Source organism: Massilia orientalis (assembly GCF_030411975.2).
In the GTDB taxonomy this organism is placed as follows: Bacteria; Pseudomonadota; Gammaproteobacteria; order Burkholderiales; family Burkholderiaceae_D; genus Telluria; species Telluria orientalis.
Map to the genome: position 1 here is coordinate 115540 of NZ_JASNRB020000011.1, position 14199 is coordinate 129738.

Sequence of the window (14199 nt, forward strand, 5' to 3'; positions counted from 1 at the left end):
GTTCGGATCAGGACTGTTCCTGCGGCGCCTGCGTCGCCTTGACGAAGATCGGCGCCATCAGCAGCCCGAGCTCGAACAGCAGGCACATCGGAATGGCCAGCGCCAGCTGGCTGACGGCGTCCGGCGGCGTGACGATGGCGGCGATGACGAACGCCCCGACGATGGCGTACGGACGGATCGAGCGCAGCTTCTCGACGCTGACGATGCCCATCCGGACGAGGATCACGACGACGACCGGCACCTCGAACGTGGCGCCGAACGCGAGGCACATGGACATCACGAAGTCGAGGTAGTTCTCGATGTCCGGCATCACGGCGATGGACGTCGGCGAGAAGTTGCCGATGAAGTGGAACACGCGGCCGAACACGAAGAAGTAGCAGAACGCGACGCCGGCGATGAACAGGAACGACGACGAGATCACGAGCGGCAGCACGAGCCGCTTTTCGTGCGCGTACAGGCCCGGCGCGACGAACGCCCATACCTGATAAAAGACCCACGGCAGCGCGAGGATGAAGGCGATCAGCAGCGTGACCTTCATCGGCACGAGGAACGGCGAAACGACGCCGGTGGCGATCATCTTGGAGCCGGCCGGCAGCGCGGCCAGCATCGGGGCGGCGAGGAAATCGTAGATCTGTGCCGGGCCCGGCCACAGCATCAGCACGATGCACGCGAGGACGATGCCGTACGTCGCCTTGATCAGGCGGTCGCGCAGCTCGACCAGGTGGGAGATGAAGGTTTCTTCGCCCGCGGTTTCTTCAGTCATCTGGCGCTAGGAGGCGGCGCCCAACGGCGGCCGTCATCAGAAAAATTTGGTGTTGGAAGTGGCGCCGGGACGGAACTTGCGCACGCGGGCGGCGCCGGACAGCACATGCTGGCGCGTGCCCTGGCGGTTCTTGTACCAGGCCGGCATGCTCGACGTCTTCGCCAGCTTCTTGCGGCGGAAGTCGCGCGCCTTGCGCTCGATGTCGTCCGTCGAGGCCGTCGTGGGCATCACGGCCGTGTCGCCGCGCCAGGCGGACTCGACCTCGTCCATGTGGGTCGAGACGGTGTTCTCGACCTCGGACTTGAACGTCTCGACCTCGGACTTGAAGCTTTGCGCGCTGTCCTGGATATCCTTGTGCAGATTGCGCAATTCTTCCATTTCGATCTCGCGCGAGACCTCCGACTTCACGTCGTGCAGGTAGCGCTGGGCGCGGCCGTACAGGGTGCCGGCCATGCGCGCCACCTTAGGCAGTTTCTCGGGGCCAATCACGACCAGCGCCACCGCGCCGATGATGGCGAGTTTGGTAAGACCGAGATCGATCATGCGGGGTCAAGCACCGGCTTAATGACGGGTCTTTTCGCGCGCGTCGACGTCGATGGTCGACTTGTCGGCCACCTGTTGCGCGGTCTGTTGCGCCGTCTGGCTGGCGGGCGTCTTGCCGTCTTCATCGCCCTTCATGCCATCCTTGAAACCCTTGACGGCCTTGCCCAGGTCCGAGCCCGCATTGCGCAGCTTGCCCGTACCGAACACCACCACCACCACGACCAGCACGATCAACCAGTGCCAGAGACTCATCGAACCCATTGTTTTCTCCTTGCCGGGCGATAACCCGATCAGCGTAAGCTAAAGCTACGCCAGTATAAGCGGTTTAGGGCCGGAATGCCCTTTTTCCTTAGGGGAATTACGTTCCCAGGCCACGCCACGGACGCGGGCCGCCGTACACGTGCAGGTGCAGGTGATACACCTCCTGCCCGCCGTCCGGACCGACATTGAACAGCGTCTTGTAGCCGCCGCTGCGTTCGCCGTCCGGGCCGGTCTTGACTGCGATGCCGTGTTCGGCCGCCAGCTTCGGCGCCAGCGCCAGCATCTTGCCCAGCACGGGCGCGTGCGCATCGGTGCAGTCGGACAGGCTGGCCACGTGCTGCTTCGGGATCACCAGCAGGTGGACGGGCGCGGCCGGGTTGATGTCCTTGAACGCGAGCAGCTCGTCGTCCTCGTACACCACACTGGCCGGGATCTGCTTGGCGATGATCTTGCAAAAGATGCAGTTGTCCATGTTGTCTCACATTCTACGGATACGGGATGACGCCGGCGTGACAGCCGGGCTCAGTCTTTCGGACGCGACGCTTTTTCCTCGATGCCGGAAATGCCTTCGCGCCGTGCCAGTTCGTCCAGCACCTGCTGCGGCGTGAGGCCGAACTGCGCCAGCAGGACGATCGAATGGAACCACAGGTCGGCCGTCTCGTACAGCAGCTTCGACACATCCGCGCCGGCGCGCACGTCCTTCGCGGCCATCACGGTCTCGACGGCTTCCTCGCCGATCTTTTTCAGGATGGCGTCGTCGCCCTTGGCGAACAGTTTCGCGACGTACGATGCCGTCGGATCGCCGCCGTTGGCCGGCTTGCGGGATTCGATGACGGCCGCGAGGCGTTCCAGTTGCGTGCTCATGTGTGCGCTATTTCTTCTTCTGGTTGGTGTAGATGGTATCCGGGTCCTGCAGCACGGGCTCGACGCTGTTCCAGTCGCCGTCCTCGAACTTCTGGAAGAAGCAGGAATGGCGGCCGGTATGGCAGGCGATGCCGCCGGCCTGCTCGACCTTCAGCAGCACCACGTCTTCGTCGCAGTCGAGGCGGATTTCCAGCACTTTCTGCACGTGGCCGGACTCTTCGCCCTTGTGCCACAGCTTCTTGCGCGAGCGGCTCCAGTACACGGCCTCGCCAAGCTCCACGGTCTTGGCCAGGGCTTCGCGGTTCATCCAGGCGAACATCAGGATGTCGCCGGTGGCGGCTTCCTGGGCGATCACCGGCACGAGGCCGTGCTCGTCCCATTGGACTTTCTTGAGCCAGGGCTGGGCCGGGATCGTCGGGGGGGTGGGCGGGGTCACCATGGTCGTCGGTTCCATCAATCAGTCGAGGCGCATCGGGATGCCGCGGTCCGCCATGAAGCGTTTCGCTTCGCCGACCGTGTGCTGCCCGTAGTGGAAGATGCTCGCGGCCAGCACGGCGTCGGCATGCCCTTCCTGCACGCCGTCGGCGAGATCCTTCAGGCCGCCCACGCCGCCCGAGGCGATCACGGGGATGCCGACGGCGTCCGACACGGCGCGCGTCAGGCCCAGGTCGAAGCCGGACTTGGTGCCGTCGCGGTCCATGCTGGTCAGCAGCAGTTCGCCGGCGCCCAGGCTTTCCATCTTGCGGGCCCATTCGACGGCATCGATGCCGGTCGCGTTGCGGCCGCCGTGGGTAAAGACTTCCCACTTGCCGGGCGCGACCTGCTTGGCGTCGATGGCGACGACGATGCACTGGGCGCCGTGTTTCTGCGACGCGTCGTACACGAGCTGCGGGTTGGTCACGGCCGAGGTGTTCATCGACACCTTGTCCGCGCCGGCGTTCAGCAGGCGGCGCACGTCCTCGACCTTGCGCACGCCGCCGCCCACGGTCAGCGGAATGAACACGGACGACGCGACCGCTTCGATGATCGGCAGGATCAGGTCGCGGCCGTCGCTCGAGGCGGTGATGTCGAGGAAGGTGATCTCGTCGGCGCCCTGCTCGTTGTAACGGCGCGCGATCTCGACGGGGTCGCCGGCATCGCGCAGTTCGGTGAAGTTGACGCCCTTGACGACGCGGCCGCCGGTGACGTCCAGGCAGGGGATGATGCGTTTTGCGAGCATAAGATTAGTATTTGCTTGAAACGTCGTTCCCGCGCAAGCGGGAACCCATACTGAGTCTGCCTCAATGTTGACGGTGCCGTTGCCGCAAACTCAGCATGGATCCCCGCTTTCGCGGGGATGACGGGTTGAGGGCGAATTACGCCTGCGCGCCCTCGGTGAGTTCATCCGCGCGCTCCTGCGCGCTGGTCAGGTCGAGCGTGCCTTCGTAGATCGAGCGGCCGCAGATCACGCCTTCGATGCCCTCGTCCTGCACGGCGCACAGGGCTTCCACGTCGGCCAGGTTGTGCAGGCCGCCCGAGGCGATGATCGGGATCTTGACGGCCTGCGCCAGGCGCACGGTCGCTTCGATGTTCACGCCGCCCATCATGCCGTCGCGGCCGATGTCGGTGTAGATGATCGATTCGACGCCGTAGCCTTCGAACTTCTGGGCCAGGTCGATGACTTCGTGGCCGGACATCTTGCTCCAGCCGTCGGTCGCGACCTTGCCGTCCTTGGCGTCCAGGCCGACGATGATGCTGCCCGGGAAGGCGCCGCAGGCGTCGTGCAGGAAGCCCGGGTTCTTGACGGCCGCGGTGCCCACGATGATGTAGGTGATGCCGTCGTCCAGGTAGCGCTCGATGGTGTCCAGGTCGCGGATGCCGCCACCCAGCTGGACCGGGATCTCGTCCAGGTCGTTGTCTTCGGCGTACTCCTGCACGACTTGCAGGATCGATTTGATCGCCTCTTCGTTCTTCGGTTTGCCCGCGAACGCACCGTTCAGGTCGACCAGGTGCAGACGGCGCGCACCCTTCTTGAGCCAGTGCAGCGCCATCTCGGCGGGATCTTCGGAGAACACGGTGGCGAGGTCCATGTCGCCCTGTTTCAGGCGAACGCAGTGACCGTCTTTCAGGTCGATGGCGGGGATCAGCAGCATGGTCGTAGTCGGTTGATTAGGTAACTCAGGGATTCCAGTGGACGAAATTGCGATACAGGCGCAGGCCGGCGGCCGCGCTTTTCTCGGGGTGGAACTGGGTGGCGACGATGTTGTCGCGCGCGACCGCGCAGCAGAATTGTCCGCCGTAGTCGGTCTCGCCGATGGCGTCCTGCGCCTCGGCGGGCTTCGCGTAATAGCTGTGCACGAAATAGAAATAGCTGTCCGGGGCGACGCCTTCCCACAGCGGGTGGGCGCGCTTCTGGTGCACGCGGTTCCAGCCCATCTGCGGCACCTTGAAGCGCGAGCCGTCGGCCTGCAGCTTGCCATCGAGTTCGAAGCGCACGACTTTACCGGGCAGCAGGCCCAGGCCGGGCACGCCGCCGTTCTCGTCGCTCGAATCGAACAGCATCTGCTCGCCCACGCACACGCCCATCATCGGCCGGGTTTTCGCTGCGCGCAGCAGGGCGTCCTCGACGCCGGATTCGCGCAGGCTGCGCATGCAGTCGCGCATGGCGCCCTGGCCAGGCAGGACGATGCGGTCGGCCGCGTCGATGGCGGCCGCGTCGCCGGAAATCTGGACGTCGGCTTCGGGCGCGACGGCGCGCAGGGCTTGCGCAACCGAACGCAGGTTGCCCATGCCGTAGTCGACAACAACAATCTTGTTCATGATTCTCTTTACAGGCTGCCCTTGGTGGACGGGATCGTGCCCGCGGCGCGCGCATCCAGCTCGGACGCCATGCGCAGCGCGCGGCCGAATGCTTTGAAGACGGTCTCGCACTGGTGGTGCGCGTTCACGCCGCGCAGATTATCCACGTGCAGCGTCACGCCGGCGTGGTTGACGAAGCCGCGGAAGAACTCGATGGTCAGATCGACGTCGAAGCGGCCGATGGTCGCGCGGGTGAACGGCACGTGCCATTCCAGGCCCGGGCGGCCGGAAAAGTCGATCACGACGCGCGACAGCGCCTCGTCCAGCGGGACGTAGGCATGGCCGTAGCGGCGGATGCCCTTCTTGTCGCCGATGGCCTTGGCGACCGCCATGCCCAGCGTGATGCCCGTATCCTCGACGGTGTGGTGGTCGTCGATGTGCAGGTCGCCGACGGCCTCGACTTCCAGGTCGATCAGGCCGTGGCGCGCGATCTGGTCCAGCATGTGGTCGAGGAACGGCACCCCGGTATTGAGTTTCTGGCGGCCGGTGCCGTCCAGGTTGAGCGCGACGCGGATCTGCGTTTCGCTCGTGTTGCGCGTGATTTCTGCGGTGCGGGTCATTGCTAGGTGCTCGGCGGTGTTCAGGCTTGCAGCGAAGCCTTCAGGGCATTCAGGAATACGGAGTTTTCTTCCGGGGTGCTGACCGTAACACGGATGCAATTGGCCAGCAATTCATGCATTCTACTCAAATTTTTAATCAGTACCCGTTCTGCGAACAGTTTAGCGCAGGTCTTTTCTGCGTCCGGCACGCGCAAGGTGATGAAATTGGCACTCGACGGGAACACCGTCACGCCCGGCAGCGCGGCCATGGCGGCGGCCAGTTCCGTGCGCGCCTCGTTCAAACGGGCGGCCTGCTCGTCCAGCACCTCGACGTGGTCGAGCGCGAATTCGGCCACCACCTGCGTCAATACGTTGACGTTGTACGGCGGCCGCACCTTGTCGAACTGTTCCAGCAGCGCCGGTGCGGCAGCGAGGTAGCCCAGGCGGATGCCGGCCAGGCCCAGCTTCGACAGCGTGCGCATCACGACGAGGTTCGGATACTGCGGCAGCTTGTCCATGAAGCTCGTGCGGGCGAACGGGTGATACGCCTCGTCGGCCACGACGATGCCATTCTCGCCCAGCGCTTCGATGATGGCGACCATGTCGGCCTCGTCGTACAGGTTGCCGGTCGGGTTGTTCGGGTAGGCGAGGAACACGAGGCTCGGCTTGTGCTCGGCGATCGCGGCCAGCATGGCGGCGCGGTCCAGCGAGAAGTCGGCTTTCAACGGCACGCCGACGAAGTCCATGCCCGCGAACTGGGCGGAGCGCTGGAACATCACGAACGCGGGGATCGGGGCCAGCACGACCGCGCGTTTGTCTTGACGCGCGGTGGCGGTGCACAGGATCGAGATGATCTCGTCGGAGCCGTTGCCGAGGATGACGTCGAACCCGGCCGGCACGCCCAGCTTGGCGCGGATGCGTTCCTTGATGCCGGCATACGACGGCACCGGATAGCGGTTCAGGACGGCGTCCGCCAGGCGCTGGGCCAGCTCGGCACGCAGCGCATCCGGCAGCTGGTACGGGTTTTCCATCGCGTCCAGCTTGATGTAGCCGCTCGAATCCGGCACGTTGTAGATATGGCCGGCACGGACGTCCTCGCGGATCGTGTTGGCGATGAGCTTGTCGATGCTGGTCATGCTTGGTCTACTCCTTCGGTGGCGGCGTCCACGCGGACGCCCTTGCGTTTCTTGGTGGCCGGCTGCGCGGGAGCGGACAAACGTTCCGCGATGGTCGCGCAGTAGGCGGGGTTCAGCTCGAAACCGGTGAAATGCCGGCCGAGGCGTTTTGCAGCCAGAGCCGTCGTGCCGCTGCCCATGAACGGGTCGAGCACGACGCCGCCCGGCGGGCACGACGCCTTGACCATGCGCTCGATGATCTCGAGCGGTTTCTGGGTCGGATGGTCGACCCGTTCCGCATGTTCGCGATGCAGGCGCGACACGCTCCACAGGTCCTTCGGGTTGTAACCCACTTCCAGCCACTTGGCGCCCACGAAGATCGAGCGCGATCGCGCCTTCTTCGTCTCGGCGTCGTACGGGATACGCACGGAGTCCAAGTCGAAATAATAATCCTTGCGCTTCACGAAGAAGCCGATGGTGTCGTGCACCGAGGAAAAGCTCCTGGTGCTGCCCCCCATCGAGGGGACGCGGCGGTCCCAGATGATCTCGTTCATCATCGTCATGCGCCGCTTGAGCATGACGAAGATCTCGGGCGCGAAGCGCCACGTGAGAAAGATGTACAGGCTGCCGTTGTCCTTCAATTTCGGCAGCGCACAATCGATCCAGCGCTCGGTCCACGCGAGGTAATCCTCCACGCTCTGCTGGTCCGAGCCGTTGCCGTAATCCTTGCCGAGATTGTACGGCGGGTCCGTCAGGATCAGGTCGATGCTGCGATCGGGAATGCGCGCCATGCCTTCGAGCGCATCCTCGCAGAAGACCTGATCGAGCCAGGCCGTCATGATCCCGATTCGATCCGTAATTCTGCGCTGCGCGCGTGCGCCTGCAGGCCCTCGCCGTACGCGAGTTCGGCCGCGACCTTGCCCAGGGTTTGCGCGCCGGCCTGCGACACGAACAGGATCGACGAGCGCTTCTGGAAATCGTACACGCCCAGCGGCGACGAGAAGCGCGCCGTGCGCGACGTCGGCAGCACGTGGTTCGGGCCGCAGCAATAGTCGCCCAGCGATTCGGACGAGAAGCGGCCCAGGAACATCGCGCCCGCGTGACGGATTTTATCGGCCCACTGCTGCGGCTCCTCGGCGGAGATCTCCAGGTGCTCGGCCGCGATGGCGTTCGCGATGGCGCACGCTTCATCCATGTCGCGCACGCGGATCAGCGCGCCGCGGTCCGTCATCGACGTGGCGATGGTGTCCTTGCGCGGCATCGTCGGCAGCAGCTTGTGGATGCTCGCTTCCACTTTGGCGATGTAGTCCGCGTCGGGGCACAGCAGGATCGCCTGCGCCAGCTCGTCGTGCTCGGCCTGCGAGAACAGGTCCATCGCGACCCAGTCCGGGTCCGTCGTGCCGTCGCACAGCACGAGGATTTCCGACGGGCCGGCAATCATGTCGATGCCCACCGTGCCGAACACGCGGCGCTTGGCGGCGGCGACATAGGCATTGCCGGGGCCGACGATTTTATCGACCGGCGGGATGGTCGCCGTGCCGTACGCGAGCGCGCCGACGGCCTGTGCGCCGCCGATCGTGATCACGCGCGTGACGCCGGCGATCGCCGCGGCGGCCAGCACCATGCGGTTCTTGACGCCGTCCGGCGTCGGCACGACCATCACGATTTCCTTCACGCCCGCGACCTGCGCCGGGATCGCGTTCATCAGCACGGACGACGGATACGCGGCCTTGCCGCCCGGGACGTAGATGCCCACGCGGTCCAGCGGCGTGACGCGCTGGCCCAGCACCGTGCCGTCCGGCTCCGTGTACGTAAAGCCGTTCAGTTCCTGCTTCTGGCGCTCGTGGAAGACGCGGATGCGCTCTGCCGCCGTGCGCAGTGCGGCGCGTTGCGACTCCGGCAGCGCATTCAACGCTTCCTGCAGCTCTTCCTGCGTGACGTCGAGCGCGGCCATGCTGGTGGCGCCGCCGTTCGGGAGCCGGTCGAACTTGTTCGTGTATTCCAGCACGGCGGCGTCGCCGCGCGCCTTCACGTCGGCGAGGATGTTCGCCACGGCGGTTTCGATGGCGTCGTCGGTCTCCGCTTCGAACGCGAGCAGCGTGTTCAGGGTCTGCTGGAAATCGGCGGCGGTGGAATCGAGTTTGCGGATCGTGATGGACATGGTCGTTAGCATTGCTGCTGCTTGGACGCGCGTTCGAACGCGTCGATGATCGGTTGCAGGCGCTCGCGCTTGAGTTTCAGCGCGGCCTGGTTGACGACGAGGCGCGACGAGATCTCCATGATCTTTTCCACTTCGACCAGGTTGTTGGCGCGCAGCGTGCCGCCCGTCGACACGACGTCGACGATGGCGTCGGACAGGCCGACCAGCGGCGCCAGCTCCATCGAGCCATACAGTTTGATCAGGTCGACGTGCACGCCCTTCTTCGCGAAGTGCTCGCGCGCCGTGTGCACGAACTTGGTGGCCACGCGCAGGCGCGCGCCCTGGCGCACGGCGTTGTCGTAGTCGAAGCCGGCGTTGGCGGCCACGGACATGCGGCAGCAGGCGATGCGCAGGTCGATCGGTTGATACAGCCCTTCGCCGCCATGCTCGAGCAGCACGTCCTTGCCGGCCACGCCAAAGTCGGCGGCGCCATGCTGGACATAGGTCGGCACGTCGCTGGCGCGCACGATCAGCACACGGATGCCGGGATCGTTGGTGGCGAGGATCAGCTTGCGCGAGGTTTCCGGATTTTCCAGTACCTCGATACCGGCCGCGGACAGCAGCGGCAGCGTATCTTCGAAGATGCGGCCCTTCGAGAGGGCGAGGATCAGCTGCGAGCTGTCCCGAGTAGTGTCGTTCATTTGACTGTTCAGTTTTGGGAGACCGCACTCACACCGTCGTTCCCGCGAAAGCGGGAACCCATGCTGAGCTTCCGAATGAGGCCAACGGTGATTTGGTGAACCGGCTACCGGGGCCTCAGTATGGATTCCCGCCTGCGCGGGAATGACGTTGATCTATTTTGCGGTAATTCCGATCTTATCTTTATTTGATGCGTACGATATCCGCCCCAACAGCCGACAACTTCGCCTCCATCCGGTCGTAGCCGCGATCGAGGTGATAGATGCGGTCGACGAGGGTCGTGCCCTCGGCGGCCAGGCCGGCGATCACGAGGGACGCCGATGCGCGCAGGTCGGTCGCCATCACGGGCGCGCCGACGAGGCGGTCGACGCCCTTGATGAAGGCCATGTTGCCCTCGGTGGAGATCTGCGCGCCCAGGCGGTTCATTTCCTGCACGTGCATGAAGCGGTTTTCGAAGATGGTTTCGGTGACACGGCTCGAGCCGTTCGCGATCGTGTTCACGGCCATGAACTGGGCCTGCATGTCGGTCGGGAAGCCCGGGTATTCCGTGGTACGGAACGACACCGGCTGCGGACGGCCGTCCATGCGCGCGCGGATGCTGTCGCCTTCCACGGTCAGCTGGACACCCATCTCGCGCAGCTTGTCGATGGCCACGTCGAAGATGTCGGTGCGGGTGCGGGTGATGCGGATGTCGCCGCCCGTCGCCGCGACGGCGCACAGGAACGTGGCCGCTTCGATGCGGTCGGAGATGACGCCATGTTCGGTGCCGTGCAGGCTGTCGACGCCCTGGATCACGAGGCGGTCGGTGCCGATGCCATCGATCTTCGCGCCCATCGCCACGAGCATGTTCGCGAGGTCCGTCACTTCCGGTTCGCGCGCGGCGTTTTCCAGGATCGTCTCGCCGTCGGCCAGCGTGGCGGCCATCAGCAGGTTCTCGGTGCCCGTCACGGTGATCATGTCCGTGTGGATGCGGGCGCCCTTCAGGCGCGATGCCTTCGCGTAGATGTAGCCGCCCTCGATCGTGATGTCGGCGCCCATCTGGCGCAGGCCCTTGATGTGCTGGTCGACGGGACGCGAACCGATCGCGCAACCGCCCGGCAGCGACACCTTGGCTTCGCCGAAGCGCGCCAGCATCGGGCCCAGCACGAGGATCGATGCGCGCATCGTCTTCACCAGCTCGTACGGTGCGACGAGGGTGTTGATGGCGGAACCGTTCAGCACGACGTTCTCGTCGTCCTGCGTGACCTTCAGGCCGGTCTGTTCGAGCAGGCGCAGCATCGTGCGCACGTCGTGCAGGCGCGGCACGTTCGACAGGGCAAGGTCGCCGGCCGTCAGCAGGCCCGCGCACAGGATCGGGAGCGCCGCGTTCTTGGCGCCCGAGATGGGGATGTCACCGTTCAGGCGCTTGCCGCCGACGATCTGGAGCTTGTCCATTGATTATCCTTGATACTCGTCCGGGGTCAGCGTCTTCATCGACAGCGCGTGGATTTCCTCACGCATGCGGTCGCCCAGGGCGGCGTAGACGATCTGGTGGCGCTGGATGCGGCTCTTGCCGGCGAATGCAGGCGAGACGATGACGGCGCTGAAATGCTGGCCATCGCCCTCCACTTCCAGGTGGGTGCATTCCAGGCCTTTTTGGAGGTAGCCGTGGATCAGTTCGGGTGTAGTAACCATGTTTTTTCAGTGACGCAGCTTGTAGCCGCGGCGAAGCAGATTGATTGCGATAGCGGCCAGGGCCACGAAGAAGACGGCGACGATGGCCAGGCTGGTCCAGGGCGACACGTCGGACTGGCCAAAGAAACCATAGCGGAACCCGTCAATCATATAAAAGAACGGGTTGAAATGCGAGACTGCGAGCCAGAACGGCGGAAGTTTCTTAATGGAATAGAACACACCGGCCAAAAATGTTGCAGGCGTGATCAAAAAGTTCTGGAAAGCGGCCAGCTGGTCGAATTTTTCCGCCCAGATGCCGGCGATGACGCCCAGCGTGCCGAGGATGCCGGCGCCCAGCAGCGCGAACACGATGATCCACAGCGGCGCGACGAACGACAGGTGCGCGAACCACGCCGTGATGATGAACACGCCGAAACCGACGGCCAGGCCGCGCACGACGGACGCCGTCACATATGCGGACAGGATCTCCACGTGCGACAGCGGCGGCAGCAGGATGAACACGAGGTTGCCCGTGATTTTCGACTGGATCAGCGACGACGACGAGTTGGCGAACGCGTTCTGCAGCACGCTCATCATCACGAGGCCGGGCACGAGGAACGACGTGTAGCTGACACCATCGAGCATCTCGACGCGGCCGTCGAGCACGTGGCCGAAGATCAGCAGATACAGCATCGCGCTGACGACGGGCGCCGCGATGGTCTGCGTGGCGACCTTCCAGAAGCGCAGGATTTCTTTATAAAACAGGGTGCGGAAGCCTACGGAAAACGCGTTCATCGTACGGGGCTCCCTTCCATGATCTGGATAAAAATGTCTTCCAGGTCGGCCTGCTGCAACTGCATCTCGTCGATCTCGGCGCCGGATTCGCGCAGGCGCGCGAGGATGCCTTCCACCTCGCTGTACTCGTTGACACGCAGGGTGTAGGTGTTGCCGCCATTGTGTTCGTCGTGCGCGACGAGGTGGCGCAGGCCTTCCGGCAAGGCGCCGTGCTTCAGGTGCACGACGAGCGACGAGCCGGACACGCGGCGCAGCAGCTGCGCCATGGTGTCCAGCGCGACGACGTTGCCCGTCTTGAGCATGGCCACGCGCTGGCACATGGCCTGCGCTTCTTCCAGGTAGTGCGTCGTCAGGACGACCGTATGCCCCTCGCGGTTCAGGCGCGCGATGAATTTCCACAGCGTCTGGCGCAGTTCGACGTCGACGCCGGCCGTCGGTTCGTCCAGCACGATCACGGGCGGTTTATGGACGAGGGCCTGGGCGACGAGCACGCGGCGCTTCATGCCGCCGGACAGCGCGCGCATGTTGACGTCCGCCTTGGGCGTGAGGTCGAGGTTTTCCATGACCTCGTCGATCCATGGATCGTTGTTCTTCAGGCCGAAATAGCCCGATTGCAGGCGCAAGGTCTCGCGCACGGTGAAGAACGGGTCGAACACGAGTTCCTGCGGCACGACGCCCAGCTTCATGCGCGCCTCGCGGAAATCCTTCACGACGTCGTGGCCATGGATGCGCACGCTGCCGACGTCCGGACGAATGAGGCCGGCGATGGTCGAAATCAGGGTCGTCTTGCCGGCGCCGTTCGGGCCGAGGAGACCGAAGAATTCGCCTTGTTCGATGTTCAGTGAAACGCCCTTGAGGGCCTTGAAGCCCTTGTAGCTTTTCTCGACGCTGTCGATCTGGATGGCTGCTGTCATGCGTTGGGGATCCGAAGGACCGGAACCGTGCGGGTGAAACGAGCCATTATAGAAGAAAACGCCACGGCGTTCCGGGCCGTGGCGTTTTCGAGGGTGGGGCAAGTGATTGATGCCGGGGGCATCAATCACTTGCCTACAAAGTTACGCGCGGCCCAACAACCCGTCGACGCCGTATAACTTTGCCAACGCATCGACGTTGGCCGGCACATTGATGAACTTCAGGCTGCGCCCCAGTCCCTGCGCGCGGCGCTGCCAGGCCAGCATCAGGGCCAGGGCCGAGGAGTCGGCGGCCTTGACGCCGCCGAGGTCGAACTCGGTTTCGCCGGCGGACACGGCCGCGCAGCCCTGCGCCAACGCCGCTTGCGCGTTGTCGAACGTCAGGGCTTCCAGCGAGAGCATGGGGTTCGCTTCCGCCATGCTTACTTCTGCGCGGACTTGGCCAGCGGCTTGTTGGCCAGCTGCTCGTTGCGGTCGTGCAGCTTCTTGATCAGGCCGTCGATGCCGTTCTTGCCGATTTCCGACGCGAAGGTGCTCTTGTAGGTTTCCACCAGCCACGCGCCCAGCACGTTCAGGTCGAAGATCTTCCAGCCCTGCGGGCCCTTGGCCAGACGGTAATTCAGGGTGATCGGCTCGCCGCGGGTCAGGTTGACCTGCGATTTCACCTCGACTTCCGTGTCGGCCGGGTCGGCGCGGAACGGCTTGAATTCGATCGTTTCGTTCTTGATCTGCGACAGCGCACCGGCATAGGTGTACACGAGCAGCGTGCGGAACTCGGCCGCCAGCTGCTTTTGCTGCTCCGGCGTCGCCTGTCGCCAGAAGCGGCCGGCGGCCTGGGCCGTCATCTTGTCGGAATCGACGTACGGCAGGATCTTGCTGTTGACCAGATCCATGATTTTCCTGCTGTTGCCGGCCTGGATGTCCTTGTCGGCCTTGACGCTATCGATGACGTCGGTGGAGACGCGTTTCACGAGGGCATCCGGTGCCTCGACGGCGGCGCGGGCCGGCGCGACGAGAACGGCGGTGGACATGGCCACGGCGGCGGCGGTCACGATCAGTTTTGCGATGGGCTTCATAC

At 64.5% G+C, this 14199-nt stretch carries 20 protein-coding genes; all 20 read right to left on the minus strand.

Going from position 1 to position 14199, the window contains the following annotated elements:
* Positions 1 to 7: 7 nt before the first annotated feature.
* The 20 genes from tatC to QPK29_RS18820 all read right to left on the minus strand — a co-directional run bounded on the left by tatC (position 8) and on the right by QPK29_RS18820 (position 14197).
* Positions 8 to 763 (minus strand): twin-arginine translocase subunit TatC, encoded by a 756-nt coding sequence (tatC, locus tag QPK29_RS18725; RefSeq protein WP_371763190.1) that lies wholly within the window; start codon positions 761 to 763, stop codon positions 8 to 10.
* Positions 764 to 799: 36 nt separating this feature from the next.
* Positions 800 to 1306, minus strand: a complete 507-nt coding sequence (gene tatB, locus QPK29_RS18730) for a Sec-independent protein translocase protein TatB (protein WP_056126151.1) — start codon at positions 1304 to 1306, stop codon at positions 800 to 802.
* Positions 1307 to 1324: 18 nt separating this feature from the next.
* Positions 1325 to 1567, minus strand: coding sequence for a Sec-independent protein translocase subunit TatA (gene tatA / locus QPK29_RS18735; protein ID WP_056126149.1), 243 nt, complete (start codon positions 1565 to 1567; stop codon positions 1325 to 1327).
* Positions 1568 to 1664: 97 nt separating this feature from the next.
* Positions 1665 to 2039, minus strand: coding sequence for a histidine triad nucleotide-binding protein (locus QPK29_RS18740; RefSeq protein WP_056126146.1), 375 nt, complete (start codon positions 2037 to 2039; stop codon positions 1665 to 1667).
* Positions 2040 to 2089: 50 nt separating this feature from the next.
* Positions 2090 to 2431, minus strand: coding sequence for a phosphoribosyl-ATP diphosphatase (locus QPK29_RS18745; protein WP_056126145.1), 342 nt, complete (start codon positions 2429 to 2431; stop codon positions 2090 to 2092).
* 7 nt (positions 2432 to 2438) lie between these two features.
* Entirely contained in the window at positions 2439 to 2870 is a 432-nt protein-coding gene (gene hisI, locus QPK29_RS18750) for a phosphoribosyl-AMP cyclohydrolase (protein WP_056126210.1), read from the minus strand.
* Positions 2871 to 2888: 18 nt separating this feature from the next.
* On the minus strand, positions 2889 to 3650 hold the full coding sequence (gene hisF / locus QPK29_RS18755; RefSeq protein WP_371770707.1) for an imidazole glycerol phosphate synthase subunit HisF: 762 nt from the start codon (positions 3648 to 3650) through the stop codon (positions 2889 to 2891).
* Between the two features lie 136 nt (positions 3651 to 3786).
* A complete protein-coding gene (hisA, locus tag QPK29_RS18760) occupies positions 3787 to 4563 on the minus strand; it encodes a 1-(5-phosphoribosyl)-5-[(5-phosphoribosylamino)methylideneamino]imidazole-4-carboxamide isomerase (protein ID WP_056126140.1) in 777 nt (258 codons plus the stop codon).
* A gap of 25 nt (positions 4564 to 4588) precedes the next feature.
* Positions 4589 to 5230, minus strand: coding sequence for an imidazole glycerol phosphate synthase subunit HisH (gene hisH / locus QPK29_RS18765; RefSeq protein ID WP_082577525.1), 642 nt, complete (start codon positions 5228 to 5230; stop codon positions 4589 to 4591).
* Positions 5231 to 5238: 8 nt separating this feature from the next.
* Positions 5239 to 5829, minus strand: a complete 591-nt coding sequence (hisB, locus tag QPK29_RS18770) for an imidazoleglycerol-phosphate dehydratase HisB (protein ID WP_036233394.1) — start codon at positions 5827 to 5829, stop codon at positions 5239 to 5241.
* 20 nt (positions 5830 to 5849) lie between these two features.
* Positions 5850 to 6944: a histidinol-phosphate transaminase gene (gene hisC, locus QPK29_RS18775; protein WP_371770708.1), complete on the minus strand. Its 1095-nt coding sequence runs from the start codon at positions 6942 to 6944 to the stop codon at positions 5850 to 5852.
* Positions 6941 to 7762: a DNA-methyltransferase gene (locus QPK29_RS18780; RefSeq protein ID WP_056126133.1), complete on the minus strand. Its 822-nt coding sequence runs from the start codon at positions 7760 to 7762 to the stop codon at positions 6941 to 6943. Before QPK29_RS18780 ends, hisC begins: the two co-directional genes overlap by 4 nt.
* Positions 7759 to 9084 (minus strand): histidinol dehydrogenase, encoded by a 1326-nt coding sequence (hisD, locus tag QPK29_RS18785; protein ID WP_160407423.1) that lies wholly within the window; start codon positions 9082 to 9084, stop codon positions 7759 to 7761. The genes QPK29_RS18780 and hisD overlap by 4 nt, the downstream gene beginning before the upstream one ends.
* A gap of 5 nt (positions 9085 to 9089) precedes the next feature.
* Positions 9090 to 9764, minus strand: a complete 675-nt coding sequence (gene hisG, locus QPK29_RS18790) for an ATP phosphoribosyltransferase (RefSeq protein WP_056126129.1) — start codon at positions 9762 to 9764, stop codon at positions 9090 to 9092.
* Between the two features lie 181 nt (positions 9765 to 9945).
* Entirely contained in the window at positions 9946 to 11196 is a 1251-nt protein-coding gene (murA, locus tag QPK29_RS18795) for a UDP-N-acetylglucosamine 1-carboxyvinyltransferase (protein ID WP_056126127.1), read from the minus strand.
* A 3-nt stretch (positions 11197 to 11199) separates the two neighbouring features.
* Positions 11200 to 11436 (minus strand): BolA family protein, encoded by a 237-nt coding sequence (locus QPK29_RS18800; RefSeq protein ID WP_198117862.1) that lies wholly within the window; start codon positions 11434 to 11436, stop codon positions 11200 to 11202.
* 6 nt (positions 11437 to 11442) lie between these two features.
* Positions 11443 to 12210, minus strand: coding sequence for an ABC transporter permease (locus QPK29_RS18805; protein ID WP_371770709.1), 768 nt, complete (start codon positions 12208 to 12210; stop codon positions 11443 to 11445).
* Entirely contained in the window at positions 12207 to 13124 is a 918-nt protein-coding gene (locus tag QPK29_RS18810) for an ABC transporter ATP-binding protein (protein WP_371770710.1), read from the minus strand. Before QPK29_RS18810 ends, QPK29_RS18805 begins: the two co-directional genes overlap by 4 nt.
* Positions 13125 to 13265: 141 nt before the next feature.
* Positions 13266 to 13541 (minus strand): STAS domain-containing protein, encoded by a 276-nt coding sequence (locus tag QPK29_RS18815; RefSeq protein WP_160407269.1) that lies wholly within the window; start codon positions 13539 to 13541, stop codon positions 13266 to 13268.
* A 2-nt stretch (positions 13542 to 13543) separates the two neighbouring features.
* The gene (locus tag QPK29_RS18820) at positions 13544 to 14197 is read right to left on the minus strand and encodes an MlaC/ttg2D family ABC transporter substrate-binding protein (protein ID WP_371770711.1); all 654 of its coding nucleotides are present in this window, start codon (positions 14195 to 14197) and stop codon (positions 13544 to 13546) included.
* Positions 14198 to 14199 lie beyond the last annotated feature (2 nt).